Origin of the sequence: Alteripontixanthobacter muriae, assembly GCF_013336795.1 — a bacterium.
GTDB classification, from domain to species: domain Bacteria; phylum Pseudomonadota; class Alphaproteobacteria; order Sphingomonadales; family Sphingomonadaceae; genus Pseudopontixanthobacter; species Pseudopontixanthobacter muriae.
Window position 1 is genome coordinate 91,053 of record NZ_JAAFZT010000017.1, and the last position, 13,919, is coordinate 104,971.

A 13,919-nucleotide genomic window follows, 5' to 3' on the forward strand; every position below is an offset into this window, starting at 1 on the left:
AGGATCTCTGCCGCCAAAGCGGAGAAGTTTCAATGACTGCACCCTTCATCGATTTGAGCGTTCACCACAACCCCCGCGGGCTGTCGGACCGGATCGCCTTCGGCTTCACCAAGGCGCTGCGCTGGACCGCCGATACTTTCTTTGCCGAACGATACGGCCACCGTGCCGTCGTGCTCGAAACCGTCGCGGCAGTGCCGGGGATGGTAGGAGCAACGATCAATCATCTCGCCTGCCTTCGCCGCATGTGCGACGACCGGGGCTGGATCAAAACGCTCATGGACGAAGCCGAAAACGAGCGCATGCACCTGATGACCTTCATCGAAGTGTCGAAGCCGACCTGGTTCGAACGGGCAGTGATCATCGGCGTGCAATGGGTATTCTACCTGTTCTTCTTCGCGCTCTATCTGGTTAGCTCCAAGACCGCGCACCGGGTGGTCGGCTATTTCGAGGAAGAAGCGGTCATCAGCTACACCCATTACCTCGCCGAAATCGACGAAGGCCGCAGCGAGAACGTGCCGGCGCCCGAAATTGCCAAAAAGTACTGGAACCTGCCTGACGACGCCACTCTGCGCGATGTGGTGCTGGTGGTGCGCGCTGACGAGGCTCATCACCGGGACGTCAACCACGGCTTCGCCAACGAACTTGCGGGCCTTCCCGTCGGCCAGATTGCCGACTGCCCGCCCCATGTGACCCTCGAACCAAACTGGAAGAACGCTGCCTGATCGCAGCTGCGCAGGAGGACGGACCATGATCGATCAAGCTGCAATCATGTTGCTAGTCGACGATGCCTCCGTCCTCGCTGCCTTGCAATTCTCGCTTTCCGTCGAAGGGTTCGACGTGGTCGTCCGGGCTGAGGGTCAAAGGCCGGAATCCGCTGCGGCAGCGCTGGTGATCGACGAACGCTACAGCGGGAACGGCCTCGAAGCATTAGAGGAACTGAGGGCGCTCGGCTGCACGTCGCCAGCCTTCATCCTTGTGACCAATCCGAACTCGCGCCTTCACGATCGCATCGCAGCCCAAGGCGCTATCCTGATCGAAAAGCCGCTTTTCGGCGATGAACTCAGCAGCGCCCTGCGCGGTGCAGTGGAATGGCAGAGGGCCGCCTGATGAGACCCGATCAGATCAGCGAACTCACGCCCTACAAGCGCACACCGAGCTTTTCGGAAGCGACGGTCCCTGCCGGCCTGCTTGCGGACCATGCGACCAAGGAAGGCGTCTGGGCGCTCATCCAGGTCGAAGAAGGGGCGTTGCGATACTTCGTGACAGACCCTCGTCGCGAAGCGACCGAACGCCTGCTGACGCCAGAGGGCGAAGCCGGTGTGGTCGAACCGACGATCCTCCACAGGGTCGAGCCGGTCGGAGCAGTACGCTTCCACGTCCAATTCCTGCGCCAGCCCGGCGAGACCCGGTCTGCAGAGGGGTGCAAGGCATTATGACCAACCCTGCCAGCCAGACAGAAGCGCAGGCCCATACGCGGCAGAAACGGGCCGAAAAACGCGCAGCCGCCGAAAAAGTCGGCGTGGACGAGGCATTCATCGACCACCTTGTCGAGGCATTCTACACCAGGATCAGGTCGGACGATCTGCTCGGCCCCATTTTCGCACGGCACATTGCCGAATGGCCTCCGCACCTCGCCCGAATGAAATGCTTCTGGCGTTCCGTGCTGCACAATAGCGGCGAATTTTCCGGCAATCCGATGCTCAAGCATTTGGCCATTCCCGGACTCGCCATCGAACATTTCACCCGCTGGCTCGACCTCTTCTACGCGACCTTGCGCGAGCAGGAGGGCCAGCATGCCGCAAGCGAACTCGTCGGCACGCGGGCAAGAATGATTGCTGACAGCCTGCTGACTGGAATTTCAATGCGCCGCGACGGATTGGCCGGAGGGCGCGCAGGAAAGGATCTACCTCATGTCTGATGCCATCCGCGACTTGCCCGCACGCCCGCTGCCACTTGACAGCCAGGAGGCGCTGCCCGGTGTGCTGGTCACCCTTCCGCATATCGAGGCCAACGACAACGAAGCATTTGCTGCCTCGCAACAGCCGGAGGCGCGCCTGTTCGAACTGCCGTCTTCTATCTGGCTGGCGATGGTGGCCTGCTATGCCATCTTCCTGGTCGCCTTGCTCGGTGCAACAGGCGGCGCCCATGCAACATTCGCGATCGCCATTGCGGGTGTCTATGTTGCAATGTTCTTCGGGACGGCGCGCGTGATGCTGCGCACTGCACCGCCTCAACCCAGCACCCGGCTAAATCGCCCCGGCGCAGTTCTGGAGACCGCCTTCGGTCCGCTGGCCCGAGCCGAAGTCTATGCTCAGGCGCTTATCGTCCCGGCAGGCGTTGCATTCTTCGGTGTTGCGGTTGCCATTGTCAGGTCTTCCGTGACCTGAGCGGACACCTTGTACGAGCAAACGATCTGCCTCGTCATCCGGATTGAACCAATAGAAGCCCGATCCAGTACATCGCGTTACGGAGCGAGCCGTTCTTCGCTTCTTTTGCAGTAATCCCGAAATTTGCAGATCCGGCACGGCCTTCTCGCCATGCAGGAAGACTCGCATGAGAGTGGCTGGAGCGGGTGAAGGGAATCGAACCCTCGTCGTCAGCTTGGGAAGCTGCTGCTCTACCATTGAGCTACACCCGCGATGCTTATTGTCGCATTTGCCGGTTCCGGCATGCGCGGTCAATCCGCCTTGCAGGACGACGAAAGCCTTTTTCTCACACCCGCCAATTTGATTTGCGCGTTGTGAAGGCGTAGGACTGATGCCAACAGGCTTAAAATATTCAGATAGTCGAGAGGAAGATTATGCGTATCGTCGACCATTTCATTGCCGGAGGAGCCGACACGAAATCTGACGGACGCATGCACGACATCTTCGATCCGAATCAAGGCGAAGTGCAGGCACGCGTGCCGCTCGGCGATGCGGCGTTGCTGGAGCGCGCCGTGGCAGCGGCGAAAGAAGCGCAGCCCGGCTGGGCAGCCACAAATCCGCAGCGCCGCGCACGCGTCATGTTCGAATTCAAACGCCTTGTCGAAGGCGACATGGATAATCTGGCGCAGATGCTGTCGAGCGAGCATGGCAAGGTCATCGCCGACTCTCGCGGGGATGTGCAGCGCGGGCTGGATGTGATCGAATTCGCCTGCGGCATTCCTCATGCGCTGAAGGGCGAATACACCCAGGGCGCAGGGCCGGGAATCGACGTTTATTCCATGCGCCAGCCGCTCGGCATCGGCGCTGGCATCACGCCGTTCAACTTTCCGGCCATGATCCCGATGTGGATGTTTGGCGTGTCTATCGCGGTCGGCAATGCCTTCATCCTCAAGCCGAGCGAACGCGACCCCAGCGTTCCCCGCCGTCTTGCCGAATTGTTCCTCGAGGCGGGCGGTCCGGAAGGCATCCTGCAGGTTGTGCATGGCGACAAGGAAATGGTCGACGCCATCCTCGACCACCCTGATATCGCCGGGGTCAGCTTCGTAGGATCCTCCGACATTGCACATTATGTCTACAAGCGCGGAGTCGCGGCGGGCAAGCGAGTGCAGGCCATGGGCGGCGCGAAGAACCACGGCATCGTTCTTCCGGATGCGGATCTGGACCAGGTAGTTGCCGACCTGACCGGAGCGGCATTCGGCTCTGCGGGCGAGCGCTGCATGGCGTTGCCCGTTGTTGTGCCTGTAGGCGAAGACACGGCCGAACGGCTGAAGGACAAGCTGATCCCCGCTATCGACGCGCTGCGGGTCGGCATCTCGACCGATGACGAGGCGCATTACGGCCCCGTCGTCACTGCCGAGCACAAGCAGCGTATCGAGAACTGGATCGCCACGGCCGAGAGGGAAGGCGCCGACATCGTCGTCGATGGACGCGGGTTCACCCTGCAGGGCCATGAAAACGGCTGGTTCGTCGGTCCGACGCTGATCGACAATGTCACGCCCGACATGGAAAGCTACCGCGAGGAAATCTTCGGGCCGGTGCTGCAGATCGTGCGCGCCAGGGATTTCGAGGAAGCCGTCGCCCTGCCCAGCAAGCATCAGTATGGCAATGGCGTCGCCATCTTCACGCGTAACGGCCACGCCGCGCGCGAATTCGCCGCGCGCGTGAATGTCGGCATGGTCGGCATCAACGTGCCGATTCCGGTGCCGGTTGCCTATCACAGCTTCGGCGGCTGGAAGCGCAGCGCTTTCGGCGATACCAACCAGCACGGCATGGAAGGCATCAAGTTCTGGACCAAGGTGAAGACCGTCACCGCCCGTTGGCCCGACGGGCTGGGCGGCGATGGCGAACTGGCCAATACCTTCGTCATCCCGACGATGGGCTGAGCTTTTGCGGGTTGCGGCAGCGCTGCTCCCGACTGCATCAAGAGGAACAGGCAAGTGATCTATCCAGCAAGCAGAACGGGGTTGTTGGCCCTGATCGGGGCAATGGCCTTGGCTTCCTGTTCCGAGACCGCTCCTGAGAACAGCGACGCAGAAAATGCGCTTGCCTCGGGAGAGGACATGATGCCGGTCGAGCCCGACGGCGGCATCGGTGACGGTGCGCCGCCCCCGATGCAAGAATCGCCCGCAGGAACGATCCCTGCCTCGCTGCAGGGGCGCTGGGGCCTCGTTCCGGCGGATTGCACCTCAACCCGGGGCGATGCCAAGGGGCTGCTTACCATCGCGCCTACCACCCTCACCTTCTATGAATCGCAGGCGCAGATTAGCGATGTCGAAACCGTTGGAGCGAACAGCATCAGCGCAGATTTCGATTTTGAAGGCGAGGGCATGAGGTGGGAACGGAGCATCGACCTTGAAGCACGCGAAGGCGGCGCCAAACTGATCAAGCGCGAATTTGGCGAGAATGCTCCCGGCCCTCTCGAATACGCACGCTGCGCCGCAGATCCACGGACTTAACCGAAAACAATCCAAAGTAGATCCAATGAGCAACCAGTTCCAACTCACCGAAGACCAGCGCGCGATCCAGGAATTGGCGCAGCGTTTCACCGCCGACAACATAACGCCATACGCGGGCGAATGGGACGAGCAGAAGCATTTTCCCAGGGACGTCATCCGCAAGTCGGCAGAGCTTGGCTTCGGAGCGATCTACGTTTCCGAAGAGTCGGACGGCATCGGGCTTGGCCGCCTCGAAGCAGCGCTGATCATGGAAGCGATGGCCTATGGCTGCCCGACCACCAGCGCCTTCATCTCGATCCACAACATGGCCGCTTGGATGATCGACAAATTCGGCAACGATGCCCTGAAATCGCGCTTCCTTCCCGATCTTGTGACGATGGAAAAGATGGCATCCTATTGCCTTACCGAACCCGGCAGCGGTTCGGACGCCTCCGGCCTGAAAACGAGCGCCGTGCTCGATGGCGATCACTATGTCCTGAACGGCACCAAGCAGTTCATATCCGGCGCGGGCGTGAACGACATCTATGTCACGATGGTTCGCACGGGAGAGGAAAAGACGAAGGGAATCACCTGTCTGGTGGTCGAGAAAGACACACCGGGCGTTTCCTTCGGTGCACCGGAACGCAAGCTCGGCTGGCATGCAAGCCCCACCGCGCAGGTCATATTCGAAGATGCGAGGGTACCGGTCGCCAATCGAGTCGGCGCGGAAGGGGAAGGCTTTCGCTTCGCCATGATGGGCCTCGACGGCGGTCGCCTGAATATCGGCGCCTGTTCGCTGGGCGGTGCGCAGCGCTGCCTCGACGAAGCGGTCGCCTATACCAAGGAACGGCAGCAGTTCGGCGCGCCCATCGCGGAATTCCAGAACACGCAATTCATGCTGGCCGACATGGCGACCGATGTGGAATCGGCACGCGCCCTGCTCTACCTCGCGGCGGCGAAGGTCACGGCCGATGCGCCGGACAAGTCGCGCTTCTCCGCCATGGCCAAGCGGCTGGCCACCGATAATGGCAGCAAGGTTGCAAATGATGCCCTGCAATTGTTCGGCGGCTACGGCTATCTGAAGGATTACCCAATCGAACGGTTCTGGCGCGATCTGCGCGTCCATTCCATTCTCGAAGGCACGAACCAGGTGATGCGGATGATCGTCGGCCGTGCCCTGCTGCGCCAGTAAAGGGCTCTCATGACTGACCAGGTTCATATTCACCGCCACGGCAGGATCGGCCATCTTTCGCTTAACCGGCCCAAAGCGATCCATGCGCTGACGCTGGAGATGTGCGAGGCGATGATCGAGGCGCTTGCTGGTTGGGCGAAGGACGACGACGTCGGAGCGGTCATTCTGGACCATGCCGAAGGCCGCGGTTTCTGCGCCGGCGGCGATATCGCTTTCCTGCGGAAATCCGCCATCGAAGACGGGGGGATGTCGGGACGGCAATTCTTCCACGCCGAATACCGCCTCAACCACCTTTTGTTCACCTACGCCAAGCCGGTTGTCGCCTTTATGGACGGCATTACGATGGGCGGCGGCGTCGGCATCGCGCAGCCGGCGAAATTTCGCGTCGCAACGGAGAACACGAAATTCGCGATGCCCGAGACCGGCATCGGCCTGTTCCCGGACGTTGGCGGCGGCTGGTATCTTTCGCGGATGGACGGGCGGCTCGGCCAGTTCCTGGCGCTCACCGGAGCACGGCTTGACGGTGCGGAGTGCCTGTGGGCGGGCATCGCGACCCACTATCTGACCAGCGATCGGCTGGCCGAAGCGAAGGCGCGCATCATCGCCGACCCGAATGCCATCGGTACGATCCTCGACGATTTGTCGGCCGCTGCACCCGAAGCGCGGCTTGCCGGGAACAAGGACAGGATCGACCGTCTGTTCGCATCCGATCGCTACGAGGACATACTGGCCGCGTTGAAGGCAGACGGTTCGGAATGGTCGCAGAAAGAATTGAAAACCCTCGGCACCAAGAGCCCCCAGACCTGCAAGGTGGCCCTGCGGCAACTCGCCGAAGGGGCTGAAAAGCAGGATTTCGCGGCCAATATGCAGATGGAATACCGCATCGGTGCGCGCGTGCTGACCAGACCCGATTTCGCCGAAGGTGTCCGCGCCCTGATCGTGGACAAGGACAACAATCCGCAGTGGAACCCCGCGACGCCCGAGGGTGTCACCGAGGACATGCTCGATGCGATCTTCGCGCCGCTGCCCGCCAACGAGGAATGGACCCCGCTATGAGCGCAGAATACGAGACCATCACCAGCGAACAGCGCGGCGCAGTGACGCTGATCACGCTCGACCGGCCCAAGGCGCTGAACGCCCTGAACGCCAGAGTGCTGGAAGATCTGATCGCTGCTTTCGCCGCCTACGAGGCCGATGAAGGGCAGCGATGTGCGGTGCTGACCGGCTCCGGCGACAAGGCCTTCGCGGCGGGCGCCGACATCAAGGAAATGGCCGACAAGGCTGCCGCCGATTTCTTCCGCGAGGACTTCTTTGCCCGCTGGACGAGCCATCTGGTCAAGGCCGTTCGCAAGCCCTGGATCGCGGCGGTCAACGGCTTTGCTCTGGGCGGAGGCTGCGAATTGGCGATGATGGCCGATTTCATCATCGCCAGCGACAAGGCGAAATTCGGCCAGCCGGAGATCAAGCTGGGCGTAGCTCCCGGCATGGGTGGCAGCCAGCGCCTCACCCGCGCCGTCGGCAAGGCGAAGGCCATGGAGATGTGCCTGACGGGACGGATGATGGATGCCGAGGAAGCCGAACGCAGCGGCCTAGTGGCGCGAATGGTACCGCACGACACGCTGCTGGACGAGGCATTGAAGACCGCCACGACAATTGCGGGAATGCCCCCCCTTGCCGCCATGGTGAACAAGGAAATGGTCAACGCGGCGTTCGAGACGGATCTTGAAACCGGTGTTCTCTTCGAAAGGCGCCTGTTTCAGATCCTGGCCGCGACGGAAGACAAGGCAGAAGGCATGCAGGCCTTCATCGAGAAACGCGAAGGCAAGTGGAAGGGCCGCTGACCGTCACCTTCGCTTGATTGGAGAACGGCAACACCGGCCACGCTTGGGACAGGAAGACAATAAGATGAGAATAGGATTTATCGGGCTTGGCAACATGGGCGGCGGCATGGCTGCCAATCTCGTCAAGGCGGGCCATGATGTCCGCGCCTTCGACCTGAGCGAGGTGGCGCTGGGACAGGCCAAGACCGCTGGCTGCGCGACATTCCCGACCGCCAGGGAAGCCGTGAACGGAGTGGATGCGGTGGTGTCCATGTTGCCCAACGGCGGCATCGTGAAATCGGTCTATGCCAGCGACGTCATCGGCCATGCTCCGGACGGCGCCATTCTCATCGATTGCTCCACCATCGACGTCGCGACCGCACGCGAAGTAGGTACGCTGGCCGCAGACGCCGGATACATGATGGTCGATGCGCCTGTCTCCGGCGGAATCGCCGCTGCCTCCGCCGGCACGCTTACCTTCATGGTCGGCGGCGAGGCCGAAGCCTTCATGCGCGCCGAAGTGGTCCTTTCGGACATGGGCAAGGCGGTAATCCACGCTGGTGATGCCGGAAACGGACAAGCTGCGAAGATCTGCAACAACATGCTGCTCGCCATTCAGATGATCGGCACGGCGGAAGCCTTCAAGATGGCCGAGAGGCTGGGACTCGATCCGCAAACCTTCTACGACATTTCTTCGGTCTCATCAGGCCAGTGCTGGTCCATGACCAGCTATTGCCCCGTAGCCGGCGTCGGTCCGGAAAGCCCCGCCGACAAGGACTATCGCGGCGGATTTGCGACGGCGCTGATGCTGAAGGATTTAAAACTGGCGATGGCCGCGGCGGAGAATGCGGGCAGCAGCACTCCGCTGGGCCAGCACGCCAGAGCGCTTTACGAGGATTTCGCCGCCGAGAATGGAGGGCTGGATTTCTCGGCCATCATCAGAACGCTCTAGCCGTTCATCTCGGCCATTCGATTTGCCAGCCAGCGGCGGGGTGCCTGCCTGCGGCCGATCGGTGCGACGAACTCCTGACCGCGCGATACGGTAAGCAGGCGACCGCCTTTTTGCCAGCGGTCGGGCCGGTCATGATAGCTGAGACCGCCGGGACGGAGCCACGCAGGGCGCTTCCATAGGCTGCAGGGCCCGCCCGGCACCGTAAGACGCAGAGTTTCCGTGGCGCTCTGAGCTATCCCGCCGGATCCGCTCCAGATTGCATCGTTCCTGCCATGCACACCCAGCGCATGGGGATGGCCCCGGGCGGCGAGCGACCGCCATTCGTGTGCGGAAAGTTTCGCGACGTCTCGCATCGCCTCGATCTTCATCCAGCCGAATATCCGGTGGTGCCGCTCGCCGGTCGATTCATCGGCGAACAGGCCGAAGAACAGAAATACGTCGCCTGGGCGAACCCCCTGATTGAGAAGGTGTGTCTGCGCTGCACCGGCTTGACCGAACAGGCATTCGCCGGCCTGAAGGAACATGGGATCGTGATGGCATAGATCGCCTGCATCCAGGCGCCCCCTGCTGGCCTGCCGCACCTCCTGCTCCAGACCGAGGCTGCCGTAAGTGGTTTGCGAAAAGCGGGTCGCCGGGATCGGCAGGCTTACCGGTCTGCCGCTCACGATGGGAGACGGGCCGCCGCCGCTGGCGCTGTCGAACCCCTTGCGGCTGAAAATGATGCGCATTGCACCTTTCTGCCGGTTTGCGCGCCGCATCGCAAACCTTGCGTAATTCAGGGCAGGACCTAGAGGTCGCCGGTCATGCTGTCATGCTACAAACGATCGCCCGCAACCTAGCGCGATGCAAAGACTTTTCGGCAATATCGGCTGGCTGCTCGGCGGGCGTGGCTTTAATGCTGTGCTCAGCCTCGTCTACCTTGCCCTGGCGACGCGCACGCTGGGGCTCGACGGCTTCGGCTATTTTGCGCTGATCGTCGCGCTCGGTCAGACCGTGACCGGTCTTGCCAACTTCCAGACCTGGCAATTCGTGGTCCGATGGGGTTCTGAAGGGGATACTGCCGATGCGACCGGCTTCGCCATCGCGCTCGATGGCCTCAGCGTATTGCTCGGCCTCGTTCTCGCCGCAGCGCTGACCTGGAGCGCGCAATTCTGGCTGCCCCTGCCAGGCGATCTGCGACTGGTCGCCTTTCTCTATTGCCTCGTGTCGCTGCTTTCCATTCGCTCAACTCCGACCGGCCTGCTGCGGCTGCGCTTCGCCTATGGCCTCGCTACCACGGCCGAGGCGGTTCAGCCGCTGATCCGCGCGCTTGGCGCAGTTGCAGCCGTTTTCTTCATGCCGGATGTCTTGGGATTCATCATTGCCTGGGCGCTGGCTGAAGTGGCGGTGGCGATTGCACTCTGGTTCGCGGCGGCGCGCAAGTCTTCCATCGATTTCAGCCGCATATCGCTGCGCCATATCCCTCGCAGCCACCCGGGTGCATGGTCCTTCGTCTGGGCAACCAACATGTCGGGCAGCCTGGCCGTCGGCGGCAAGCAAGTGCTGCTGCTGCTGGTCGGAGCCATCGGGGGCGAGGCTCTGGCCGGCGGGTTCCGGGTCGCCGCACAACTCGGGCAAGCGCTGGTGCAACTGGCGCAGACGATTTCCAAGGCGATCTATCCGGAACTGGTCCACGCCCGCGACGCCGCACTCGACATAGCTCGGCGCATGGCGCGCATCGCGCTGTTCGGCGGCACGATTGCCGTCGGAATTGCCCTGCTGTTCGGTCGCTGGGGCCTGGAAGCGATCGCGGGTCCCGAATTTACGGGAGTTTATTGGGCGATGGTCATCCTGGCCGTGGGGGGCGCTTTTGAACTGGTCGGGGCTAGCCTTGAATCGCTGCTGGTATCCGCCAGGCGGGCAGGCACGGCATTCTTCATCCGCGCGGTGCCAACGCTGCTCGCCCTGGCGCTGCTGGATGTCGCGATGGAATGGAACGGGCTGAAAGGCGCGGCCCTGGCAGTACTCGGCAGCAGCGCCCTCGCCGTCATCGGCTTCTATGCGGCCGTCATGTCGCTGAGCCAGATTACCATCACCCTGCCGGAAGCGGAGGCTGCCAAGCGCAAGCCCCACCCCGACACGGGTGACGTGACCTGACGGATCAGGTCAGGTTAGGATCATTCCAGGCCAGCACGGGTTTGCGTGCGGCCTGGGTTTCGTCCAGCCGGCGCATCGGCGCATGGATCGGCGCATCCTTGAGCGTCATGTCGCCGGCATTCGCCCTTACAGCCAGGCTGCGCAGCGCCGTGATGAATTGATCGAGCGCCGCCTTGCTTTCAGTCTCGGTCGGTTCGACCAGCATCGCCCCATGCACGACCAGCGGGAAATACATGGTCATCGGGTGGAAGCCTTCGTCGATCAGGCCCTTGGCGAGATCCAGCGTGCTCAGCCCTTCGGCGAAGTCGCGGTCGCCAAACAGCGCCTCGTGCATGCACGGTCCGCTATCGGCATAGGGCGCGAAAAGGACATCCTCGCATCGCCGCAGGATGTAATTGGCGTTCAGCACGGCGTCGCCCGAAACCTGCGCGAGCCCATCGGCACCGTGGCTCAAGATGTAAGTCAGGGCACGGGTGAACATGCCCATTTGGCCATGAAAGGCCGTCATGCGCCCGAAGGTTGAAGCATGGTGCTCGCCCGCATTCTCTTCCTCGACCAGTTCGAACCGGTCGCCGTGCTTTTCCACGAATGGCAACGGAGCGAACGGCGCCAGCGCTTCGGAGAAAACGACCGGGCCGCTGCCCGGGCCGCCGCCGCCATGCGGGGTGGAGAAGGTCTTGTGCAGATTGATATGCATGGCATCGACGCCGAGATCGCCGGGGCGGACCCGGCCGACAATGGCGTTGAAATTCGCCCCGTCGCAATAGACCAGCCCGCCCGCTTCATGCACCGCATCCGCAATCTCGCGGAATTGGCGCTCGAACAAGCCGCAGGTGTTGGGGTTGGTGATCATCACGGCGGCGATATCCGGGCCGAGGCGCTTCTTCAGCGCCTCCAGATCGACGCGGCCTTCCGGAGTCGCCGGTATATCCTCGACCTCGTAGCCCGCAAAAGCAGCGGTCGCTGGGTTGGTGCCGTGCGCGCTTTCGGGACAGAGCACCACCTTCCGGGCGTCACCGCGCGCTTCCAGCGCAGCGCGGATGGCGAGGATGCCGCATAGTTCGCCGTGAGCACCGGCCTTCGGGCTCATCGAGACAGCGGCCATGCCCGTCAGCGTCTTCAGCCATTCGCCAAGCTGGTAGATGACTTCCAGCGCGCCCTGTGTGACCGAGGACGGCGCCATCGGGTGCAGGTCGATGAAGCCAGGCATCCGCGCCACTTTCTCGTTCAGGCGCGGATTGTGCTTCATGGTGCAGGACCCGAGCGGGAACAGTCCGAGGTCGATGGCATAGTTCTGCCGCGAAAGGCGTGTGTAGTGGCGTACTGTTTCGGGTTCGGACAAACCGGGCAAACCGAAGCTCTCCGTCCGCTCCATTCCGCCGAGGCGGTTCGCGGCCTTGGCATTTGGCTCCGGCAGGTCGACGCCGGTGGTTTCAGTCGTGCCGATCTCGAAGATCAGCGCCTCTTCCAGCATCAGCGCGCGGTTGCCGGTGGTGGTCGCACCATCTTCGCGAGGACCGTCATTCGCGGGACTTTCGGGCTTCCACCCGGACTTGTTCGGAGCGTTCATGACAGCGCCTCCTTCAGGGCAGCGCATAGCGCATCGATATCATCTTCGGTGGTGGTTTCGGTCACGGCTACTACAAGACCGCCGCTCAGGTGATCTTCCATGGGGAAAAGCCGGCCCAGCGACACGCCCGCCAGGATGTTCTTTTCGGCAAGGTCGCGGACCACTTCGCGCGCGTCGCCATCGATGGTGATGGTGAATTCGTTGAAGAAGCTGTCATTGAGCACGCTGACGCCGGGCACCTCGGCCAGCCGATCGGCGGCGAGGCAGGCGAGGCGGTGGTTCTCCGCCGCCAGTGCCCGCAGGCCCTTTTCGCCGAGCAGCGTCATATGGACACTGAATGCCAGAGCGCACAGGCCGGAATTGGTGCAGATGTTACTGGTCGCCTTCTCGCGCCGGATATGCTGCTCACGGGTGGACAGGGTCAGCACGAAGCCGCGCTTGCCCTCGGCATCCACGGTCTCGCCGCAAAGCCTGCCCGGCATCTGCCGCACATGCTTGGGATCGCGCACCGCGAACAGGCCGAGATAAGGGCCGCCGAATTGCAGGCCGACGCCCAGCGCCTGGCCTTCGCCCACGACGATGTCCGCGCCGAGTTCCCCCGGCGACTGGATCGCGCCCAGTGCCACGGGTTCGGTATTCACCGCAATGAGCAGCGCACCGGCGGCCTTTGTTGCGGCCGTAATCGCCTCAAGATCAGGCAGTCTGCCCAGGATATCCGGATATTGCACCACGACGCAGCTCGGCTCGTTCGCCACGATCTCCGCGATCAGCGCTGCGGTGCCGCAATCGGCAGACAGCGTCGGCGCGCGGTCGGCCATGGAATCGCCGGTGAACTTCGCCATCGTGCGGACGGTGGCGACATAATGCGGGTGCAGCCCTTCGTGCAGGATCGCCAGATTGCGGCGCGTGATCCGCCCGGCCATGCTGATCGCTTCCCAGCAGGCGGTGGACCCATCATACATCGACGCATTCGCCACCGCGCAGCCGTAGAGCCGGGCGACCTGCGTCTGGAATTCGAACAGCATCTGCAGCGTGCCCTGTGCGATTTCCGGCTGATAGGGCGTATAGGCGGTGAGAAATTCGCCGCGCTGGATGATGTGATCCACACTCGCAGGAACATGGTGGCGATAGGCACCCGCGCCGCAGAAACTGGGCACGCTGCCTGCGGGCACGTTCCGCGCTGCAAGAGCCGCCATGTGGCGCTCCACCGCCATTTCCGAAGCATGCATCGGCAGGCCGTGAATGGGGCCGTCCAGCCGGGCGACCTCGGGCACGTCGCTGAAAAGCGCCTCGATGCTCGGCGCGCCGATCGCCTCCAGCATTTCCGAACGGTCGGCATCGGTCAGGGGAAGATAACGCATAGATCAATTCCTGCAGACCGCGCGAGG

Annotated in this window: 15 protein-coding genes and 1 tRNA gene; 12 read left to right on the forward strand and 4 right to left on the reverse strand. The window is 62.7% G+C overall.

Features of this window, described 5'->3' with window-relative positions:
• Nucleotides 1–32 precede the first annotated feature (32 nt).
• The 5 genes from G7A66_RS05980 to G7A66_RS06000 are packed head-to-tail and all read left to right on the forward strand — an operon-like array spanning nt 33 to nt 2,387.
• Nucleotides 33–722 carry an alternative oxidase gene (locus G7A66_RS05980; RefSeq protein WP_174294786.1) on the forward strand — a complete coding sequence of 230 codons (690 nt, stop codon included), beginning with the start codon at nt 33–35 and terminating at the stop codon, nt 720–722.
• A gap of 25 nt (nt 723–747) precedes the next feature.
• Nucleotides 748–1,107 carry a response regulator transcription factor gene (locus G7A66_RS05985; RefSeq protein ID WP_174294787.1) on the forward strand — a complete coding sequence of 120 codons (360 nt, stop codon included), beginning with the start codon at nt 748–750 and terminating at the stop codon, nt 1,105–1,107.
• Nucleotides 1,107–1,436, forward strand: a complete 330-nt coding sequence (locus tag G7A66_RS05990; protein WP_174294788.1) for a DUF1971 domain-containing protein — start codon at nt 1,107–1,109, stop codon at nt 1,434–1,436. Before G7A66_RS05985 ends, G7A66_RS05990 begins: the two co-directional genes overlap by 1 nt.
• Nucleotides 1,433–1,918, forward strand: coding sequence for a group III truncated hemoglobin (locus G7A66_RS05995; protein WP_174294789.1), 486 nt, complete (start codon nt 1,433–1,435; stop codon nt 1,916–1,918). Before G7A66_RS05990 ends, G7A66_RS05995 begins: the two co-directional genes overlap by 4 nt.
• Complete coding sequence (locus G7A66_RS06000) at nt 1,911–2,387, forward strand: hypothetical protein (RefSeq protein WP_174294790.1); 477 nt, start codon at nt 1,911–1,913, stop codon at nt 2,385–2,387. Before G7A66_RS05995 ends, G7A66_RS06000 begins: the two co-directional genes overlap by 8 nt.
• 177 nt (nt 2,388–2,564) lie before the next feature.
• On the opposite strand, the gene G7A66_RS06005 is transcribed toward G7A66_RS06000, so the two are convergent.
• Nucleotides 2,565–2,638: transfer RNA gene (locus tag G7A66_RS06005), tRNA-Gly, on the reverse strand.
• 162 nt (nt 2,639–2,800) lie between these two features.
• Between G7A66_RS06005 and G7A66_RS06010 the strand changes: the two genes are divergently transcribed.
• Genes G7A66_RS06010 through mmsB form a run of 6 tightly spaced genes read left to right on the forward strand, consistent with a single transcriptional unit; the run spans nt 2,801 to nt 8,825 of the window.
• Complete coding sequence (locus tag G7A66_RS06010; protein ID WP_174294791.1) at nt 2,801–4,309, forward strand: CoA-acylating methylmalonate-semialdehyde dehydrogenase; 1,509 nt, start codon at nt 2,801–2,803, stop codon at nt 4,307–4,309.
• 54 nt (nt 4,310–4,363) lie between these two features.
• Nucleotides 4,364–4,882, forward strand: a complete 519-nt coding sequence (locus G7A66_RS06015; RefSeq protein WP_174294792.1) for a hypothetical protein — start codon at nt 4,364–4,366, stop codon at nt 4,880–4,882.
• 25 nt (nt 4,883–4,907) lie between these two features.
• Complete coding sequence (locus tag G7A66_RS06020; RefSeq protein ID WP_174294793.1) at nt 4,908–6,053, forward strand: acyl-CoA dehydrogenase family protein; 1,146 nt, start codon at nt 4,908–4,910, stop codon at nt 6,051–6,053.
• Nucleotides 6,054–6,062: 9 nt separating this feature from the next.
• Nucleotides 6,063–7,109, forward strand: coding sequence for an enoyl-CoA hydratase/isomerase family protein (locus G7A66_RS06025; RefSeq protein WP_174294794.1), 1,047 nt, complete (start codon nt 6,063–6,065; stop codon nt 7,107–7,109).
• The gene (locus G7A66_RS06030) at nt 7,106–7,894 is read left to right on the forward strand and encodes an enoyl-CoA hydratase-related protein (protein WP_232366688.1); all 789 of its coding nucleotides are present in this window, start codon (nt 7,106–7,108) and stop codon (nt 7,892–7,894) included. The genes G7A66_RS06025 and G7A66_RS06030 overlap by 4 nt, the downstream gene beginning before the upstream one ends.
• Nucleotides 7,895–7,910: 16 nt before the next feature.
• The gene (gene mmsB / locus G7A66_RS06035) at nt 7,911–8,825 is read left to right on the forward strand and encodes a 3-hydroxyisobutyrate dehydrogenase (protein ID WP_332310503.1); all 915 of its coding nucleotides are present in this window, start codon (nt 7,911–7,913) and stop codon (nt 8,823–8,825) included.
• On the opposite strand, the gene G7A66_RS06040 is transcribed toward mmsB, so the two are convergent.
• Nucleotides 8,822–9,553 carry an Nmad3 family putative nucleotide modification protein gene (locus tag G7A66_RS06040; RefSeq protein WP_174294797.1) on the reverse strand — a complete coding sequence of 244 codons (732 nt, stop codon included), beginning with the start codon at nt 9,551–9,553 and terminating at the stop codon, nt 8,822–8,824. The genes mmsB and G7A66_RS06040 overlap by 4 nt on opposite strands.
• Nucleotides 9,554–9,668: 115 nt before the next feature.
• Between G7A66_RS06040 and G7A66_RS06045 the strand changes: the two genes are divergently transcribed.
• Complete coding sequence (locus G7A66_RS06045) at nt 9,669–10,961, forward strand: lipopolysaccharide biosynthesis protein (RefSeq protein WP_174294798.1); 1,293 nt, start codon at nt 9,669–9,671, stop codon at nt 10,959–10,961.
• A 4-nt stretch (nt 10,962–10,965) separates the two neighbouring features.
• Here the strand turns inward: G7A66_RS06045 and gcvPB are convergent, their stop codons facing one another.
• Together gcvPB and gcvPA are read right to left on the reverse strand one after the other, a co-directional pair.
• Nucleotides 10,966–12,531, reverse strand: coding sequence for an aminomethyl-transferring glycine dehydrogenase subunit GcvPB (gene gcvPB / locus G7A66_RS06050; protein WP_174294799.1), 1,566 nt, complete (start codon nt 12,529–12,531; stop codon nt 10,966–10,968).
• Complete coding sequence (gcvPA, locus tag G7A66_RS06055; RefSeq protein ID WP_174294800.1) at nt 12,528–13,892, reverse strand: aminomethyl-transferring glycine dehydrogenase subunit GcvPA; 1,365 nt, start codon at nt 13,890–13,892, stop codon at nt 12,528–12,530. Before gcvPA ends, gcvPB begins: the two co-directional genes overlap by 4 nt.
• Between the last annotated feature and the right edge of the window lie 27 nt (nt 13,893–13,919).

Excerpts from the sequence above, each read along its gene's own strand:
- G7A66_RS06040 (WP_174294797.1), bottom strand. The coding sequence starts at position 9,553 with ATGCGCATCATTTTCAGCCGCAAGGGGTTCGACAGCGCCAGCGGCGGC.
- G7A66_RS06020 (WP_174294793.1), top strand. The coding sequence starts at position 4,908 with ATGAGCAACCAGTTCCAACTCACCGAAGACCAGCGCGCGATCCAGGAA.
- G7A66_RS05985 (WP_174294787.1), top strand. The coding sequence starts at position 748 with ATGATCGATCAAGCTGCAATCATGTTGCTAGTCGACGATGCCTCCGTC.
- G7A66_RS06000 (WP_174294790.1), top strand. The coding sequence starts at position 1,911 with ATGTCTGATGCCATCCGCGACTTGCCCGCACGCCCGCTGCCACTTGAC.
- G7A66_RS06025 (WP_174294794.1), top strand. The coding sequence starts at position 6,063 with ATGACTGACCAGGTTCATATTCACCGCCACGGCAGGATCGGCCATCTT.
- G7A66_RS05990 (WP_174294788.1), top strand. The coding sequence starts at position 1,107 with ATGAGACCCGATCAGATCAGCGAACTCACGCCCTACAAGCGCACACCG.
- G7A66_RS05980 (WP_174294786.1), top strand. The coding sequence starts at position 33 with ATGACTGCACCCTTCATCGATTTGAGCGTTCACCACAACCCCCGCGGG.
- G7A66_RS05995 (WP_174294789.1), top strand. The coding sequence starts at position 1,433 with ATGACCAACCCTGCCAGCCAGACAGAAGCGCAGGCCCATACGCGGCAG.
- gcvPB (WP_174294799.1), bottom strand. The coding sequence starts at position 12,531 with ATGAACGCTCCGAACAAGTCCGGGTGGAAGCCCGAAAGTCCCGCGAAT.
- G7A66_RS06030 (WP_232366688.1), top strand. The coding sequence starts at position 7,106 with ATGAGCGCAGAATACGAGACCATCACCAGCGAACAGCGCGGCGCAGTG.
- G7A66_RS06045 (WP_174294798.1), top strand. The coding sequence starts at position 9,669 with ATGCAAAGACTTTTCGGCAATATCGGCTGGCTGCTCGGCGGGCGTGGC.
- gcvPA (WP_174294800.1), bottom strand. The coding sequence starts at position 13,892 with ATGCGTTATCTTCCCCTGACCGATGCCGACCGTTCGGAAATGCTGGAG.
- G7A66_RS06010 (WP_174294791.1), top strand. The coding sequence starts at position 2,801 with ATGCGTATCGTCGACCATTTCATTGCCGGAGGAGCCGACACGAAATCT.